The sequence below is a fragment of the Chromobacterium sp. INPA-IVC genome, assembly GCF_059047085.1.
In genome coordinates, this window is the sequence record NZ_JBTNLS010000012.1 from 68,666 (window position 1) to 86,074 (window position 17,409).

Below are 17,409 nucleotides of genomic sequence, written 5' to 3' on the forward strand. Positions count from 1 at the left end.
GACGCTGGCTTACTGCCAGCTCTGCACCACCACCTTGACGGTCAGGCCTTCGCGCTGCATTTCCACCCGTTTGGGATGGTCGGCGTCGACGTCGGCGTCGCGGACGAAGCGGATATGCCAGCCCTGTTGCTCCAGATTGCCGTCGGCATCGACGCGGCTTTCCAGGCCTGGCGCCGACAGGCCGCGTATCCACCACACCAGATTGGACAGCGGCAGCGGCCACCCCATCACCTGCCGGGTCAGGCTTTCCACGTCGTCGGCCTGCCAGCTTTTGCCGTCGGCCAGCAGCGTCACGCCGCCGGGATCGCGCAGCACCTTGGCCACGGTGTTGCCCAGCGGCGAGTTGATCGCCACTTCATCGCGCGGCGGCTGGTGCCGCCAGTCGAAATTGGCTACGTGGCCCTTGCCGTCCAGATTGGCCGACAGGCGGCCGCTGACGCTGAACGGCGCGTCGGCCGCCGCTTCCAGCGACGGCTTGGGACGGAACAAGGCCTCGTTGGCGCAGCCGGCCAGCAGCAGCGCCGACGTCAGCAGCAGCGCGCGCCGGATCACGGCTTGGCCCCCAAGCGGCGCATCGCCTCAGTGATCACCTCATGGCCGGGATGCTGCGCCAATTCCTTGCTCCATATCGCCATGGCCTCGTCGCGCCGGCCCTGCTTCCACAGCACCTCGCCCAGATGCGCCGCCACTTCCGGGTCAGGCATCGCCGCGTAGGCCTTTTCCAGACTGCGCCGCGCGGCGTCCAGCCGGCCCAGCTTGTACTGCACCCAGCCCAGGCTGTCCTGGATCACCGGATTGCCCGGCTCTGCCTTCAGCGCCTTTTCGATATAGCCATAGGCTTCCTGGTAGCGCGTGGTCCGGTTGGCCAGCGTGTAGCCAAGGGCGTTCAAGGCCTGGGCGTCGCCTGGCTTGTCTTTCAGAATTTGCTTCAGATCGCGCTCGGAATTGCCGGTGTTGCCCAGCATGTCGGACACCAGCGAGCGCTCGTACAGCAGTTCGGTCGAGCGCGGCTGCCGCTGCAGCGCCTGGGTCAACACTTCATAAGCGCGGCGCGGCTGCTTGGCCTCGCGCGCCAGCTGCGACTGCAGCAAGGCCACCGAAACCTTTTCCTGGTCGTTGCCGCCCAGGCCGTTCAGACGCGCCAGCGCCTCTTCCAGATGATCGTCCCCGGCCTCGAGTATCGCCAGCCGGGATTGCGCGGGCAGGTATTGCTGGCCGGGGCCGACCTGGCGGTACCAGTTTTCGGCGCGCTCGACATCACGGCTGTCTTCCGCGATCTGTCCCAGCGTGTAGCGGACGAAGTCCTGTTCCTGATACTGGCTGGCCAGCGCGTGCTGCAGCCGGTCGTCGGCGGTTTTCAGATCCCGCATCTGGTAAGCCAGCAGGCCGGTCGCGTACAGCAGGTCGGCATTGTCCGGATGCGTCTTCAGCAAGGCTTCGAAAGCGGCGCGCGCTTCGGGGAAACGCTTGGCGCCGACCAGCAGCCGCGGGTAGGCGGTCTGCAGCTCCAGCCCGGCGTCGGGGCGGCGCGCCAGCTCGCGCTGCAGAAATTCCGCCGCCGCGTTGATGTCCTTGCGGCGCAGCCTGTCCACCTGCCAGGCCACCGGCAGGTCCCATTTCGGCGCGATGCGCGCTAGGCGGTCGAACTCGCGGTCCACCGCGGCCTGGTCATTGTTGTCGGCGGCGGCGGCGAGCACCGCGAATCGGGCCTCCGGCAGATCGGGATAACGATCGGCCAGCTCTTCCACCAGGCGGTAAGACGGGGCAGAGCCGCCGTCCTGCCTGGCGCTCAGCCGCGCCAGCTGCACGAAGATCGCGGGCGCCCGCTGCGGCTCCAGCCGCAGCAGCTCCTCGATCAAGGGTTTGCTTTCGGCGAGCTTGCCGCCGCGCATCAGCGTGATGAACAGCTGCTCGCGCGCCGGCAGGGAATTGGGATCCAGCTCTATCCACAATTGCAGCGCCTCGGTCGCCGGCTTCAATTGGCCGGACAGCAGGCAGAATTCGGCGGCGCGCTGGGCCATCCGCGGATCGCGGGTCTCGCGCGCCAGATCCAGATAGGTGAGCCCGGCGGAGCCGGCCGCGCCGCGGCGGGCGGCGATCTCGCCGGCCAGCACGCCGTAGAGGATTTCGGGCGACAGTTCGACCTTGGGCAGATTGGCCTCGTCCGGATCGGCTGCGGCCGCCGGTTTCGATTCGGGCTGAGCGGGCGCCGACGCCGGAGGCTTGACGCCGGCGCAAGCCGACAGCAGCAGCGCCAGCAGCAACGGGAGGGATCGTTTCAGCGGTTTCATTCGCATGGATTAAGTTGCCTGCTCAAAGCCTGTTGAACGCGTAGAATAGCATGTCCGCTTTTCATCTTTGCACCATTTACCGAATCGCAGCCCGACCATGCCCGAATTGCCCGAAGTCGAAACCACCCGCCGCGGCGTAGAGCCGCATCTCGAAGGCCGCATCCTGCGCGGCGCCGTCGTCCGCAACCCCAGCCTGCGCTGGCCGGTGCCGCCGGATCTGGCGGAGCGCGTCGCCGGCGAAAAAGTGCTGGCCGTGCGCCGCCGGGCCAAATACCTGCTATTGGAATGCGAGAGCGGCACCTTGCTGATCCACCTGGGCATGTCCGGCAGCCTGAGGGTGATGCCCGCCGGCTCGCCGCCGCAAAAGCATGATCACCTGGACCTGCTCTTGGGCGATCAGGTGCTGCGCTTCCGCGACCCGCGCCGCTTCGGCGCCGTGCTGTGGCATATCGGCCCGGTCGAGCTGCATCCGCTGCTGAAGGCGCTGGGGCCGGAACCGCTGTCCGACGCCCTCGACGGCGAGGCGCTGTTCCAGGCCATCCGCCGCCGCGGCAGCCCGATCAAGCTGGTGCTCATGGACAACCACGTGGTGGTCGGCGTCGGCAACATCTATGCCAACGAGTCCTTGTTCCACGCCGGCATCTCGCCGTCGCGTCCGGCCTGCGATCTGTCCCGCGCGGATTGCGACCGGCTGGCGGCCGAAATCAAGGCCGTGCTGCGGCGCGCGATCGACGCCGGCGGCAGCACGCTGCGCGATTTCGTCGACAGCGAAGGCAAGCCCGGCTACTTCCAGCAAAGCTATATGGTGTACAACCGCCAGGAAGAGCCGTGCCGCCGTTGCGGCACCCCCATACGCCACATCCGCCAGGGCCAGCGCAGCACTTACTATTGCCCGCTGTGCCAGCCGTGATAGAGTGGCGGCCTGTCATCCCTCAGACTTGAAACCGTAACGATCTTGAAGTCACACGCCACCACTTCTTTCGCCACCCGCTGCGGCCGCGTCTTGCGCCTGCTTGGCCATCTGGCCGTCGGCGTGTTCATCGTAGCCACCCGCTATTCCCGGCTGGCCCAGGCTGAACGCGCGGTGGTCACCCGCCGCTGGGCACAGCACGCGCTGAAGATACTCGGCGTCAGCATCAAGGTGCAGGGCGTCAATCCGGGCTTTTATCCGCCCAACACCCTGCTGGTCGCCAACCACGTGTCCTGGCTGGACATCGTGGCGCTGAACAGCTGCACCGTGTCGCGCTTCGTCGCCAAGCGCGAAATCCGCAAGTGGCCGCTGATAGGCTGGCTGGCCTACGTGGCCGGCACGCTGTTCATCGACCGCGGCAACCGCCGCGACGCCAGCCGCGTCAATCAGATCCTGGCCGAGGCGATGAAGAACGGCGGCTGCATGGCGGTATTCCCGGAATCCACCACCTCGGACGGCAGCGGCCTGCTGCCGTTCAAGGCCTCCCTGTTCGAGGCCGCGCTGCTCGCCGGCGGCACCGTGCAGCCGGTATCGCTGCGTTATCAGCGTCCGGACGGCAGCCTGCTGCGCGAGGCCGCCTACATCGACGACATTTCGCTATTTCAGAGCATAGGCAAGGTGTTGAGCGTGCCGCAGATCGAGGTGGAAATCAGCTACGGCCAGCCGCTGAAGGCCGGCGACGCCAGCCTGGACAACCGCTTCCTGCTGGCGGAGCAAGCCAGGCTTGAAGTGGCGCGCGGCCTGCGCCTGCAACTGGAGGAAAAGCCGCAGTCGGCGCCGGCGGCGGAAACCGGCGCCTGATCGCTCAGCGCGCCAGCCGCTGGCTCAGGCCTTCGTAGAGGTCGTCGCCCAGGCGGACATAGCCTGGGCCGGTGAAGTGGACCATGTCCGGACGGCCGAGTTGCTGTTGCCGCCAAACCCGCATGCTGCACGGCCCGCCCATCGCCTGTTGCCAATCCCAATACAGCAAATGGTTGTCGCGCGCCAACTGGCGCTGCGTCTGCTGCACCGCGCTCAGCATCAGCGGCCGCTGCGGACCCGCCGCGCACTCGTGGCTGACCGCCCCGCCCTTGCTTCGCGCCGAATCCGGCGCGCCCAGCAACAGGATGGCCGCCTGCGGCAATTGGCTGCGCACCAGGCTGACCGCGCCCTGCAATGTGGCGCGATATTCATCCAGATCCAGCTTGGGATCGAAAGCCTCGTTGGTGCCGTAGGCCAGAATCACCAGATCAGCTTCCCGCGCCGCCAGCTGCCTGTCCCAGGCTCCACCCCAGCCGCGCCACAAGGCCAGCTCGGCGCCGTTGCTGCCGACGGTGTCCAGCACCACGCCGGGCGCCAGCTTTTCCAGCTCGTAACCCCCCACCTCCGGCGCCGGCAGGCTGTCCGCGCGCAAGGTGAACGGCAGCTTCAGCTTCATTTCCACCCGCTGCCAGCCCGCGCCGGCAACCGCCTGCGCCCGTCGCGGTCCGCTGCCGTCGTCCACGATCAGCCCCTGCCCGTCCACGCTCTGCCGCAGCCAGATCCTCACCCGCCACAAGCCCTTGTCCTCGGCGCGCGGCCGCACCGAGACGCTGGCTCCGGGCCGTTGCGCGACGCCGACAAAACCGCCCAGCGGAAAGTCCGGATCGGTGTCGCGGCGGCTGTTGCGCAGCGCCCAGCCTTCGCTGCGCATATAGGCCAGCGCGTTGCGCTGCCCCGACACATTGACCGGCGGCAGCCAGCCTATGCCGGCATCGCCGTAACGCGCCTGCAGCCGGGCGCGCAACTCGCCGCTGAAATAATCGGCGGCGGTGTGCGAGTCGCCGAACTGGATCACGCGCACCGGCGGCTGGGCGTCGCCCTGCAGACTGAAACGCGCGGCCAGACGGGCCAGGTTGGGCTCGCCGAAGTCCTGCACCGGCGCGGCCTGCGCCTGGGCCGCCAGCGCGGCCGCGATCATCCAGCGCGACGCGCGCGCGATTGCCTTGAATGTCATTCGAACCTCAATTCCGCCAGCACGCGGCGCGCCAGCAGCAATTGGCCCTGACGGGTGAAATGCACGCCGTCGGCTGCACGCACCGCCACCTCGCCCTGGTCGGGCAATGTCATGAATTTATTGAAACTGTCGTCCTGGCTACCCAGCGCCTCGCGGGTGGAGATGAAGCGTCCGCCTCCGGCCGCCACCTCTTCCCGGTACAGGCGGTTCAGGTAATGGACGCCGTCGTTCATCTTGTCGCGGCTCATATTGGGCAGGCCCAGCCACAGCACCTTGACCTTGCGCTTGTTCGCGCTGGCGAGAATGCTCCGGATCCGCTCGCGGTAACGCTGCTCCCAATCGGGGGACGCGAAACGGATGTAATGATTGCCGTTGACCATGTCCCAGGTATCGTTGGCGCCGATGAACATCACCAGCAACTGCGCTTTGGGATTGGCCGCCAGCTGGCGCTCCACCGTCGCCGGCCAGTTGAAGAAGTCCGGATAGGTGAGGCCGGTGCTTTGCTTGCTGATGTCGATCGCCTTGACCTGGTGCTGGCGGAACAACGGCGGCAACAGATGCAGCGCCACGCCCTGCATCATCGAATCGCCGGCCAGCAGCACCGGCAGCCCCTCCTCCAGTTGCAGACGCGGGTCCACCGCCTGGACGGCGGCGGCGGCCGATGCCTGCGGCTTGGGCGCAATCGGCTTGGCGGCGGCGGTCGGCGCATCCTGCTTCGGCCTCAAGCAGCAGGCGTTCAGGCGGTCTATCATCCTGCGGTCCCAGCTGCCTACCTGCTGTTGCAACGCCTCGCTGTGCCGGCGCAAGCCGCCGCCGAGCGAGCCTCCCTCGCGCCACGGCGACAGCGCGTCCAGCCGCTCCAGCAGGCTGGGAGCGTGGAAGGTTTGCCGCCAGTAAGCGTTGACTGCGGCCTGTTCCAGCCAGAACAGCAACAGCATGCAGCTGAGCAGGATCACGAGGATGCGGCGGTGCGGATAAGCGGCGAGCATGGCGAGGGTCGAATCGTCAGAATTGGTAGTAAATGAAAGCGGGGATGCCGGACGGCGCCAGCGAGATCACCAGCAGCGCGATGGCGCTCAACAGCAGCGGTTTGCCCCACCACGGCAGCGCGGCCAGCCGGCCGAAACAGCGCTCGGGCAGGGAGGACAGCATGGGCAGCGCGGCCAGCCACAGCGCCAGCAGCAGCAGCAGGCCCGGCGCGTTCAGCGTCAGCTCCTGGCCGGAGTGGGCGAACATCGCGCGCAGGAAATCCATCGCCTCGTCCAGCGACTGGGCGCGGAAGAATACCCAGGCCAGGCACACGTAATGGAAAGTGATCAGCCGCGCCAGCCACGGCGATGCGCCGCTGACGGCGTCGCGCCGCCACAGCTTGTCGCCGACGTTCAACGCCACCACGCCCAGGCCGTGCATCGCGCCCCACACCAGGTATTTCAGGCTGGCGCCGTGCCACAGGCCGGACAGCAGCATCGCCGCCAGCAGGTTGATCTGCGCGCGGGCGAAGCCATCGCGGTTGCCGCCCAGCGGGATGTAGACATAGTCGCGGATCCAGCTGGACAGCGAGATGTGCCAACGCCGCCAGAAATCGCGCAGGTTCAGCGCCAGATAGGGCGCGTCGAAGTTGCGCGGCAGCTGGATGCCCAGCAGCAACGCCAGCGCGGTGACCAGGTCGGTATAGCCGGAGAAGTCCAGATAGATCTGCAGCGCGTAGGCGTAGAACGCCGCCCACACCTCCAGAGTATGGAAAGTGTCGGGCGCGGCGAACACCGGGTCCACCCAGGCGCTGGCCAGCCAGCCGGCCAGCCACAGCTTCTTCAGCAACGCCAGCGCGATCAGGCCCAAGGCGCGGTCCAGCTGCGCCACCTGCCGCCGGGCGGGGCTGCGCAGTTGCTCCAGCAGATCGCCGGCGCGGCAGATCGGCCCCGCCAGCAAAGTGGGAAAGAACGCCAGGAACAGCGCGAACTGCGGCAGCGCCGCCGGCTTGATTTCCTTGCGGTACACCGACACGAAGTAGCTGACCGACTGGAAGGTATAAAAGGAAATGCCCACCGGCATCAGGATATCCAGCGCCGGCAACAGCGCCGTCACCCCCAGCGCGTTAAGGCCGGCCTGCGCGCTCTCGCGGAAGAAATCGAAATACTTGAACAAGGCCAGATTGCCCACGGCCAGCAGCAAGGACGCCTGCAGCCAGCGCCGCGGATTGGCGGACGCGCTCATCCGCCGGCTCAGGCCATGCTGAACCAGCGTGTAGACGGCAAGAATGGAGGCGAAACGCCAGTCGAGCTTGGCGTAGAACAGATAACTGGCCAGCAGGAGCAGAAGGTTCTGCATGCTGGGCATGCGGCGGCAGCCCCAGTAGACGGTAAAAAAACCGACGAAAGCCAGGGCAAACTCAATGGACAGATAGCTCATGCTAAGGTAACAAGCTGGCGGAGGCGGCAATTATGACAACAAGCCTTGCCGCTTGCCAGCTTTGATAAAAATTTATTTATCTGCCCGCCGCCAGCGCGATTTCTCGATAGGCCCGGCATGGCAAGGAAAACAATTGCCTGTCATTCAGCCTCAGCGCCGACAGGCTGCCGCCCCACAGACAGCCGGAGTCTATCGCCAGGATGTCCTCGTCCAGATGCACCCCCAGCGCCGACCAATGGCCGCAAATGATGGGCGTGCCGCCGTGGCGGCGCCCCGGCGCCTCGAACCACGGCACCAGATTCGCTGGCGCGCCGTCCAACTCGCCCTTGTAGCTGAGGTCCAGCTCGCCGTCCCGCGTCAGGAAGCGCATCCGCGTCATCACGTTGACGATCAGGCGCAACCGATCCACGCCCTTCAGATCATCGGTCCAGCGCGTGGGCTTGTTGCCGTACAGGCGGCCGAGAAATTCCCGGTAGCGGGTGCCGGACAGGCCGAACTCCACTTCCTCCGCCAGCCGGAGCGCCTTGGAAATCGTCCACTCCGGCAGCAGGCCGGCGTGCACCATCGCGTAGCCCTGGCCCTCCAGCATCATCGGCTGGCAGCGCAGCCAGTCCAGCAGCACCTTGCCGTCGGCGGCGTTGAGAATGTCCTCGATGGTGTCGTCGCGATGGAGCTTGCCGAAGCCTTCCGATACCGCCAGCAGATGCAAGTCGTGGTTGCCCAGCACCATCTCCACCTGGTCCTGGTGCTGGAACACCCAGCGCAACACATCCAGCGACTGCGGTCCGCGGTTGACCAGATCTCCGGTCAGCCACAGCGTATCCTTGCCGGGATTGAAGTCGATCAGCCGCAGCAACTGCTGGAACGGCTCGAAACAGCCCTGGATGTCGCCGATTGCGTAGATGGCCATATTGTTTCCTTGTGAGGCGGATCGGGCTTGGGATTCCATCCGCGATAAGCCATGATACCCCATGCTACAATGCATGGCCTTGATTACCGATTTGCTGCGCCCGTCCGGGCCCGACCGCCATGTCCGCTCCCCTGCTCAATCCGCCGCAACGCGCGGCCATCCATTATCTCGACGGCCCCTTGCTGGTGCTGGCGGGCGCCGGCTCGGGCAAGACCCGGGTGATCACCTACAAGATCGCCCACCTGGTGCGCGAGGGCGGCATCCCCGCCCGGCACATCGCCGCCATCACCTTCACCAACAAGGCGGCGCGCGAAATGCTGGAGCGCGTGGGCAAGCTGATGAGCCCGGCCGAGATCCGCGGCATCACGGTGTCCACCTTCCACTCGCTGGGCATGCACATCCTGCGCCAGGAAGCGCCCCATCTGGGTTACAAGACCCAGTTCTCCATTCTGGACGCCTACGATGCCGGCAAGATCATCGCCGACATCCTGAACACCACGGCCAAGGACGAGATCCGCAAGGTGCAGAGCCAGATCTCGCTGTGGAAGAACGATCTGAAAACGCCGGACGACATGCTGCTGGCGGCGCAGGACCAGTGGGAAAGCGTCTGCGCCAAGACCTATCTCGCCTACCAGGACACCCTCACCGCCTACCAGGCGATGGACTTCGACGATCTGATCCGGCTGCCGGTGCAGCTGTTCCGCACCCATCCGGAAGTGTTGCTCAAATGGCAGGGCAAGCTGCGCTACCTGCTGCTGGACGAATATCAGGACACCAATACCTGCCAGTACCAGATGGTGAAGCTGCTGACCGGCGTGCGCGGCCTATTTACGGCGGTGGGCGACGACGACCAGTCGATCTATGCCTGGCGCGGCGCCAATATGGAAAACCTGCGCCTGCTGCAGCAGGATTTCCCGGCGCTGAAAGTGATCAAGCTGGAGCAGAACTACCGCTCCACCGCCCGCATCCTGCGCGCCGCCAACAGCGTGATCTCCAACAATCCCAAACTGTTCGAAAAGCAGCTGTGGAGCGAGCTGGGCCTGGGCGAGCCGATACACGTGGTCCAGTGCAAGGACGAGGAGCACGAGGCGGAGACGGTGGTGCAAAAGCTGCTGGCCCACAAGTTCGAGTGCCGCACCGAGTTCAAGGACTACGCCATCCTCTACCGCGGCAACTACCAGGCTCGGATCTTCGAACAGGCGCTGCGCAACCAGCGCATTCCCTACCAGATGGCCGGCGGCCAGAGTTTCTTCGACAAGCCGGAGATCAAGGATCTGCTGGCCTATATGCGGCTGGTCACCAACCCTGACGACGATCCCGCCTTCATCCGCGCGCTGACCACGCCCAAACGCGGCGTCGGCGCCGGCACGCTGGAAAAGCTGGGCGCCTGGGCCGGCCAATACGGCAAGAGCCTGTTTGCCGCCGCCCACGACGCCGGCCTGCGGGTGCAGGTGCAACAGGCGCAACTGGCGCCGCTGGAGCAGTTTTGCGAATTCATCACCCAGCTGCAGTACCGCGCCACCCGCGAGGAAGCCGGCAAGCTATCGATGGAGCTGCTGCAGGCGATAGGCTACGAAGCCTGGCTGTACGACAGCGAGGACAGCCCCAAGATCGCCGAAACCAAATGGAAGAACATGCTGGAAATGGTGGCCTGGCTGGCGAAGAAGGGCGAGGCCGACGGCAAGAACCTGATCGAGCTGACCCAGACCATCGCGCTGATCACCATGCTGGAAGGCCGCGACGAAGGCGAGGTGGACGCGGTGAAAATGTCGACGCTGCACGCGTCCAAGGGCCTTGAATATCCGCACGTGTTCCTGGTGGGCTGCGAGGAAGGCATCCTGCCGCACAGCGAATCGGTGGAAAACGGCATGGTGGAAGAAGAGCGGCGGCTGATGTACGTCGGCATCACTCGCGCCCAGCGCAGCCTGACGCTCAGCTACTGCGTCAAGCGCCGCCGCGCCGGCGAATGGCAGTTCATCGAACCGTCGCGCTTCATCAGCGAAATCGACGGCGATGACCTGCGCCATTTCGGCAAACCCGGCGCCGAGCCGCTGGTCAGCAAAAGCGAGGGCAAGTCCCGGCTGGCCAATCTGACCGCGATGCTGGCCGGCAAGGACAAATCAGGCGAAACGCCGACAGAGTGAACAGGCAAGAAAAATGGCGCCGCGAGGCGCCATAAAGAAGAATGAGGAACATCTCTGGGTGAAGCGAGGCTGGGGAACCTCACCTGACTGAAGGGCTGGAAAGCCAATCGGTCAATCAGATGAACGAATGATGCCCGATATCGGCCAGGATGCCACCTGTCCTTTTTAGCAAGTCATAGATATTGACATTTCACAAAACCCCAAGGGCATAAAAAAGCACCCAATGCCGATTGGGTGCTTTTTTAATATCAAGTGCTGCTTATTTTGAATTATTGACCATGTACTCGATGGCAGAGCGGAATTCCGCGTCGCTGCCGGTATAACCGCCTTTGGGCGGCATCGCGTTCAGGCCCTTGGTGGCGATTTTCACCACTTCGTCCATGCCCGGCTTCAAGCGCGCGGACCACGCCGCCTTATCGCCGAACTTCGGCGCGCCCGCAACGCCCGCGGCATGGCAAGCCACGCAGACGCTGTCGTAAATCTTCTTGCCGACCACCGCCGGATCCGCCGCCGCGGCTGCGCCGCCCGCTCCGCCAACCGGCGGCTCGGTGAACTTGGCGCCGGCGGCATTGCCCATATAGGCGACCGCGCGCTTCACTTCGTCATCGCTCAGGTCGGTGGCGCCGCCCTTGGCCGGCATCGCATTGAAGCCATGCAGCGCATGGTCGACCAGCATGTCCCAACCCTTGGCCAGGTGGGGCCCCCAGGCGCCGGCGTCGCCGAACTTGGGAGAGCCAGCCAGGCCGGTGCCGTGACAGGAAATGCAGATGCCCTTGTAGACCTGCTCGCCGGTTCGCATGCCCGGCGGCGCGTCGCTGGCCTTTGACTCGCCGACCGGTTTCAGGCGGGCGGCCACGGCTTCCTTGGTCATCACCTCGGCATCCACGTTGAAACCACTGGTGGCGAGCTTGGCCAATAGCCAAATCGCCACGACAAGGAAGACAACGACGCTGACCAGAACCTTTACGATCTGGCCGGGGGCCATTCCGTTCTCATTACTCATCCCAAGCCTCGCCTGAAAAAATGACAATTAAAACTGGTTAATTATACGGTATGCAAGTTCACAAGGCAAAAAACCATACTCTGGACTCGGATTAGATGTTTGCTGTATGATGCGTTCACTTGATCTCAAGTATCAGCGCACCCGTAGCTCAGTTGGATAGAGTGTCAGTTTCCGAAGCTGAAGGTCACAGGTTCGATCCCTGTCGGGTGCGCCAATCAAAACAAGCGCTTACGTCGCTGCCTGCTTTTGCCGATTCTCCGCATTAATATCTTTTTCGCTCACTTCTCATAAAGCCCGCCATTAATTGCCCGGCTTCGCCGCTTTCGCCTTGCCGCCCCGCGCCTGTCGTTCTTTTCTGACGCCTCGTCCGCAAAACGATGGGTAAAACAACGCACGCCATCCCGCCTCAAAAAATTTCCGCCCCCTCTCCAATGAAAAACCCTCCGGCATGCCGAAGGGTTTGCGTGTTTGCATCATCAGGCCCAACTCAGCCCATCAGGGACAGGCTGGACTCCTCGTCGCCATCCTCCTCGCCGAGGAAACCGCCGCTTTGGTGCGCCCACAGCCTGGCATAGAGACCGCCCTGCGCCAGCAGCTGTTGATGCGTGCCCTCCTCGACCACCTGGCCCTGGTCCAGCACGATCAGCCGGTCCATCGCCGCGATGGTGGACAAGCGGTGGGCGATGGCGACCACGGTCTTGCCTTCCATCAACCGGTACAGGCTGCTCTGGATCGCCGCCTCCACTTCCGAATCCAGCGCGCTGGTCGCCTCGTCCAGCAGCAGGATGGGCGCGTCTTTCAGCATCACCCGCGCGATGGCGATCCGCTGCCGCTGGCCGCCGGACAGCTTGACGCCGCGCTCGCCGACATGCGCCTCGTAGCCGACGCGCCCCTTGGGATCGGTCAGCGAGCGGATGAAATCGTCTGCCTCTGCCTTGCGCGCCGCTTCAATCATTTGCCCGTCATTGGCGTCCGGCCTGCCGTACAGCAGGTTGTCGCGCACCGAGCGGTGCAGCAAGGACGTGTCCTGGGTCACCATGCCCACCTGCGAGCGCAGGCTGTCTTGGGTCACGCCGGAAATATCCTGGCCATCGATCAAAATGCGGCCGCCATCCAGGTCATAGAAGCGCAGCAGCAGGTTGACGATGGTGGACTTGCCGGCGCCGGAGCGGCCTACCAGGCCGATCTTCTCGCCCGGGCGTATCGTCAGATCCAAGCCGGAAATCACCTTCTTGGCGCCGCCGTAGGCGAAATCGACATTGTCGAAGCGGATCTCGCCGCGCGGCACTTCCAGCTTGGCCGCGTCCGGCTTGTCCACCACCGCCACCGTGCGCGACAGCGTGGTGATGCCGTCCTGCACCGTGCCGATGTTCTCGAACAGGCTGGACATCTCCCACATGATCCAGTGCGAAATGCCATTCAGCCTCAACGCCATCGCGGTGGACGCCGCCACCGCGCCGATGCTGACCTGGCCCTGGCTCCACAGCCACAACGCGGAACCGGTGGTGATGCCGATCAGCAGCATGCTGGTCAGCTGGTTGACGACCTCGAAGCCGCTGACCAGCCGCATCTGGCGATAGGCGGTGGATAGGAACTCCTGCATCGCGCCCTTGGCAAAGCGCGCCTCGCGCTGGCCGTGCGAGAACAGCTTGACCGTGGCGATATTAGTGTAGGCGTCGGTGATGCGGCCGGTCATCAGGCTGCGCGCGTCGGCCTGCAGGGTGGCAGCCTTGCCCAGCTTGGGCACGAAAAACCACAGCGTCGCGACGTAAAGCGCCAGCCAGGCCAGGAAAGGCAGCAGCAGCATGACATCGAAATGGCCGAGCACCGCGATCATGGTGACGAAGTAGATGACGACAAACACCAGGATGTCAGTGATGATCAGCACGGTGTCGCGCACCGCCAGCGCGGTCTGCATCACCTTGGCCGACACCCGTCCGGCAAACTCGTCCTGATAGAAACTCAGGCTCTGCCCCAGCAAGTGGCGGTGGAAATTCCAGCGCAGCCGCATCGGAAAGTTGGAAAACAGGCCTTGGTACTTGCTCATCGCCTGCAGCGACACCAGCAGCACGCTGGCCAGCAGAATCCCGGCCAGCAGCAGCAGATGGCCGCTCTCGCGCTGCCACAGCTGGTTGGCAGGCACCTTGGCCAGCCAGTCCACCACCGAGCCCAGCATCGAAAACAGCAAGGCCTCGAAGGCGCCGATCAACGCGGTGAGCAGGGTCATGCACAGGATCAGGCCGCGCATGCCGCGGGTACAGAACCAGATAAAGGAGAAAAAGCCGCGTGGAGGCTGGGCGGCAGGCGTGTCCGGATAGGGGGATATCCGGCGTTCAAACCAGGAAAACATAAAGATCGCTCCATTCCCGACAACCAAGGCGGTCGCCGGACAGGGGGTTTAGTGGAGCGATGACGGTAGCGTATCTTCGGCAGGTCTGCAATGGGAAAGTTTGCTTGCAGTCATTTTCGCGCACGAAAATAGCCGAGACTGGCGGCATCCGGCGGATTGCCTCAGTTCTGCACCTCCAGCCGGATATATACCTCTTCCAGCTTTTCCGACGTGCGCGTCTTCACGTCCACTTTGTGGACCTCGGCCCTCAGCCTGCCCTTGTAGACATGCAACATCAGTTCGGCAGCCCTGCGCGCCTGCTCCTGGGTCGGATGAAGAGGCCCGCTGTCATCGATGCCGAAATCCGGTGAAATCAGTTTCAACCGATACATTATTATTTTCTCGAAAAATGGCGCTGCCGGATATTTTTATACGGAATGCATTTCCAGCATTCGATTCTACATGAGTTTACCTGATAGAAAATCGATGCTGCGCCATGTAAGGAGAAATCCATTTATGTTTACAATTCAATGCAAACATTCTAATAAATGCGGATACTGTCGGGAAAAAGCCTGGACAACTGAATGAGAAAATTGAATATGGGAAAAATCGACGCGAAAAAACCCGGCCAGGCCGGGTCATCTATAAGCGGGCAGCGTCCCGCTGAGAGCGGCGCTCAGGCTGGCACGCCCATTTCCTGCCCCTGCGCGTAGCGGATCCGCGAGAGCGCGTCGGCCAGCTTCGGGTTGTGGTTCTCCCAGTAGCCATGCCGACACAGACAATCCATGCTGACCAGCGCCGCGTCTATCATGAAGCGCTCGTCCACCAGCAGTTGCTCCACCTCGGAGAACGGCAGCAGCAGATGCTCGGCCACTTCTCCATCCTGGCAAGCCGGCGACTCTCCCGGCGACAGCCACAGATCGTAGGCGTACAGCCATTCGCGGTGCAGGCCCCGCGCCACCGGCCGCTGCGCCAACAGCAGCGACGCCGGCGTCAGCCCGTCCACCCGCTCGCGCGCGACGCCTGCCTCTTCCCACGACTCGCGCTCCAAGGCCAGCGCCAGCGTTTCGCCGGCGGCGACGCCGCCGCCGACCAGGTTGTCCATCCGGTTCGGGTCCACCGCCTTGTGCGGGCTGCGCCGTCCCACCCACATCCGGACCTCGCCGTCGTCGAGCCGGCACAGGCCGTTGACGTGCACAGCGCGGCTGGTCAGGCCCAGCGGGCGGAAGGCCGCGCGCTCCAATTCGAAATAGGGTCTGCCGTCCTGGCGGAAGGCGGTGAAGTTCTCGTTGCGCCAGCCGTTGAGCCAGCCAGCCTGTTGCCAGCGCCGCGCGGCATGGGCCAGCGCGTGGCTGATGCTGCGGTAGCTGCCCTTCACCTTGCAACGCAGGCCCTGGAAGGTTTCCTCGAACAATTGCGGCTCATGCTGCAGCAGGCGCTCTTTCCACTGGGCATTGACGCACCCCATTCTTTCGGTGCCGATGAACAGCGGCGTGAACTGCTGAGCATCGAAGCGGCTGACCTTGTCCAGATAGCCGAGTACGGCGTCCACCTGCATGACCACTCCCCCTGCGTTGTTCCGGGAAGGCTGCATATTAGGATGTCTGCCAACGCTTGACTATCCTTCGTCGCACAAAGCCGGAGACTGTTGCATTCCCGCGATTTCAACGCAATCGATCGCCGAGTCCGGAATCCCGCCGCAGCGCCAATTCCGCCCCGCGCAGCCAGACCTCGGCGTCCCCCACCGCGGCGAAACGGGAGCGGGCGCGGGTGATGGCGGTATACAACAGCGCGCGGTTCAGCAGCGCGCCGGCCTGCTGCGGCAACTGCAGCCACACCTCGTCGTACTCCGAGCCCTGGCTCTTGTGAACCGTCATCGCGAATACCGTTTCATGCGCCGGCAGCCGCCCGGGCGCGAACTCACGCCAGCCGCCGTCGTCCGATGGAAACAGCACCCTCAGGCCGGACGGCCGCTGCAAGGCGAAGCCGATGTCGCCGTTGAACAGGCCCAGCCCGTAATCGTTCTCGCCTATCATCACCGGCCGGCCGGGATACCAGTCGCGGCCCTCCTGCTTGACCCCGGCCGCTTCCAGCTCGCGCTCGATGCGGCGATTGCAGTCGGCCACCTGGCGCCGCTCGGCAGCCAGCAGCATGAAGGCGGAAAACTCGCGCTGCGCCTCGTCCGCGCCGGCCCCGGCGGCCACCGCGTCCAGATAGCCGCGCCGGCGCGCGAGCAGCGCCGCGTCGTCGGCCGCGTCCTGCCTCCAGACATCGGGCCGTCCGGCATCGTCCAGCACTTGCAGCGAGTCCCGCCCTTCGCCGGCGTTGACCCGCCGCGCCAGCTCGCCGATGCCGGAGTCCGCGCCGAAACGGTGGCTGCGCGTCAGCAGCGCCACGCAGTCGGTCAGCGCGCCGCCGGGCGCGGCGTCGCCCCGCAGGCTGGCCCCGGCGACCCGCTGCAGCCATTGCGAGGTCTCGTCGCGATAGGCGATGCGCCCGCATAGCTCGCCCAGCACCGCGCCGGCCTCCACCGACGACAGCTGGTCGCGGTCGCCCAGCAGGATCAGCCTGGCCTGAGACGGCAGCGCCGCCACCGTGCGCGCCATCAGCGCCAGATCTATCATCGACGCCTCGTCCACCACCAGCACGTCCAGCGGCAGCGGATTGCCGGCGTGGTGGCGCGGCGCTTCCACGCCGGGGCGCAGGCCGAGCAACCGGTGCAGCGTCTCCGCCTGGGCCGGCAGCTGGCGGCGCACCGCGTCATCCACGTCCAGCCGGTCGCGCGCCGCCCGCACCGACTCGGACAGCCGCGCCGCCGCCTTGCCGGTCGGCGCCGCCATCGCCATCACCAGCGGACGCGGCGACATCGCCGCCAGCAGCGCCAGCAGCCGCACCACGGTGGTGGTCTTGCCGGTGCCGGGACCGCCTGAAATCACCATCAACCGCTGCCGCGCCGCCAACGCCGCCGCCAGCTTCTGCCGGTCCGGCTCGCCGTCGGCCGCGCCGGGAAACAGCCGGGCCAGCAGATCGGCCAGCCGCGCCTCGTCCGGCGGGGGCAGCGGCTGGGCCAGCCGAGCCAGCCCTTCGGCCAGCCTGTCCTCGTCGTGCCAGTGGCGGGCGAAATACAGCCGCCCAGCCTCGTCCAGGATCAAGGGCGCGTAATCGCCCGGCCGGCCGACCAGCGGGCTGCCGCGCAGCGCCGCCGCCTCGCCGCGGTGAGCCAGCGGCAGGCAAACGTGGCCAGCCAGATTGGCGTTGCTCAATTCGCCTATCAGCGCCAGCACCCTATCATCGGCTCCGGGCGCCAGGCGTTGGAACAGCCGGACCAATTGGCCGGGCAGCAGCGGGATATCGGGTTTCATCGATGGGACTTCCGGA

At 65.2% G+C, this 17,409-nt stretch carries 14 protein-coding genes and 1 tRNA gene; 4 read left to right on the forward strand and 11 right to left on the reverse strand.

Translation table 11 applies throughout. The features are described from left to right. Positions 1 to 9 precede the first annotated feature (9 nt). On the reverse strand, positions 10 to 552 hold the full coding sequence (gene lolB / locus ACX17K_RS20900; protein ID WP_493776271.1) for a lipoprotein insertase outer membrane protein LolB: 543 nt from the start codon (positions 550 to 552) through the stop codon (positions 10 to 12). Beyond that, positions 549 to 2,297, reverse strand: coding sequence for a tetratricopeptide repeat protein (locus tag ACX17K_RS20905; protein WP_493776272.1), 1,749 nt, complete (start codon positions 2,295 to 2,297; stop codon positions 549 to 551). Before ACX17K_RS20905 ends, lolB begins: the two co-directional genes overlap by 4 nt. Positions 2,298 to 2,388: 91 nt before the next feature. Here ACX17K_RS20905 and mutM point away from each other — a divergent pair, with 91 nt between their 5' ends. Next, positions 2,389 to 3,201: a bifunctional DNA-formamidopyrimidine glycosylase/DNA-(apurinic or apyrimidinic site) lyase gene (mutM, locus tag ACX17K_RS20910; RefSeq protein WP_493776273.1), complete on the forward strand. Its 813-nt coding sequence runs from the start codon at positions 2,389 to 2,391 to the stop codon at positions 3,199 to 3,201. Positions 3,202 to 3,246: 45 nt separating this feature from the next. Then, on the forward strand, positions 3,247 to 4,062 hold the full coding sequence (locus ACX17K_RS20915) for a lysophospholipid acyltransferase family protein (protein WP_493776274.1): 816 nt from the start codon (positions 3,247 to 3,249) through the stop codon (positions 4,060 to 4,062). A gap of 4 nt (positions 4,063 to 4,066) precedes the next feature. Here the strand turns inward: ACX17K_RS20915 and ACX17K_RS20920 are convergent, their stop codons facing one another. The 4 genes from ACX17K_RS20920 to ACX17K_RS20935 form a co-directional block, all read right to left on the reverse strand. After that, on the reverse strand, positions 4,067 to 5,236 hold the full coding sequence (locus tag ACX17K_RS20920) for an SGNH/GDSL hydrolase family protein (protein ID WP_493776275.1): 1,170 nt from the start codon (positions 5,234 to 5,236) through the stop codon (positions 4,067 to 4,069). Beyond that, the gene (locus ACX17K_RS20925) at positions 5,233 to 6,225 is read right to left on the reverse strand and encodes an SGNH/GDSL hydrolase family protein (protein ID WP_493776276.1); all 993 of its coding nucleotides are present in this window, start codon (positions 6,223 to 6,225) and stop codon (positions 5,233 to 5,235) included. Before ACX17K_RS20925 ends, ACX17K_RS20920 begins: the two co-directional genes overlap by 4 nt. A gap of 16 nt (positions 6,226 to 6,241) precedes the next feature. Continuing rightward, complete coding sequence (locus ACX17K_RS20930; RefSeq protein WP_343481098.1) at positions 6,242 to 7,645, reverse strand: MBOAT family O-acyltransferase; 1,404 nt, start codon at positions 7,643 to 7,645, stop codon at positions 6,242 to 6,244. A gap of 76 nt (positions 7,646 to 7,721) precedes the next feature. After that, positions 7,722 to 8,555 carry a symmetrical bis(5'-nucleosyl)-tetraphosphatase gene (locus ACX17K_RS20935; protein WP_231150826.1) on the reverse strand — a complete coding sequence of 278 codons (834 nt, stop codon included), beginning with the start codon at positions 8,553 to 8,555 and terminating at the stop codon, positions 7,722 to 7,724. Positions 8,556 to 8,674: 119 nt separating this feature from the next. Between ACX17K_RS20935 and ACX17K_RS20940 the strand changes: the two genes are divergently transcribed. After that, positions 8,675 to 10,699 (forward strand): UvrD-helicase domain-containing protein, encoded by a 2,025-nt coding sequence (locus tag ACX17K_RS20940; protein WP_493776277.1) that lies wholly within the window; start codon positions 8,675 to 8,677, stop codon positions 10,697 to 10,699. 259 nt (positions 10,700 to 10,958) lie between these two features. Here the strand turns inward: ACX17K_RS20940 and ACX17K_RS20945 are convergent, their stop codons facing one another. Beyond that, positions 10,959 to 11,702 carry a c-type cytochrome gene (locus ACX17K_RS20945; protein WP_493776278.1) on the reverse strand — a complete coding sequence of 248 codons (744 nt, stop codon included), beginning with the start codon at positions 11,700 to 11,702 and terminating at the stop codon, positions 10,959 to 10,961. A 137-nt stretch (positions 11,703 to 11,839) separates the two neighbouring features. On the opposite strand from ACX17K_RS20945, the gene ACX17K_RS20950 reads away from it, so the two are divergent. After that, positions 11,840 to 11,916: transfer RNA gene (locus ACX17K_RS20950), tRNA-Arg, on the forward strand. A 273-nt stretch (positions 11,917 to 12,189) separates the two neighbouring features. Here ACX17K_RS20950 and ACX17K_RS20955 read toward each other — a convergent pair. From ACX17K_RS20955 to recD, 4 genes are all read right to left on the reverse strand, one after another. After that, a complete protein-coding gene (locus ACX17K_RS20955; protein WP_493776279.1) occupies positions 12,190 to 14,052 on the reverse strand; it encodes an ABC transporter ATP-binding protein in 1,863 nt (620 codons plus the stop codon). Between the two features lie 161 nt (positions 14,053 to 14,213). Then, positions 14,214 to 14,423 carry a hypothetical protein gene (locus tag ACX17K_RS20960; RefSeq protein WP_493776280.1) on the reverse strand — a complete coding sequence of 70 codons (210 nt, stop codon included), beginning with the start codon at positions 14,421 to 14,423 and terminating at the stop codon, positions 14,214 to 14,216. Positions 14,424 to 14,707: 284 nt separating this feature from the next. Next, positions 14,708 to 15,589 (reverse strand): NUDIX hydrolase, encoded by an 882-nt coding sequence (locus ACX17K_RS20965; RefSeq protein ID WP_493776281.1) that lies wholly within the window; start codon positions 15,587 to 15,589, stop codon positions 14,708 to 14,710. A gap of 106 nt (positions 15,590 to 15,695) precedes the next feature. Next, positions 15,696 to 17,393 carry an exodeoxyribonuclease V subunit alpha gene (gene recD, locus ACX17K_RS20970; protein ID WP_493776282.1) on the reverse strand — a complete coding sequence of 566 codons (1,698 nt, stop codon included), beginning with the start codon at positions 17,391 to 17,393 and terminating at the stop codon, positions 15,696 to 15,698. Positions 17,394 to 17,409 lie beyond the last annotated feature (16 nt).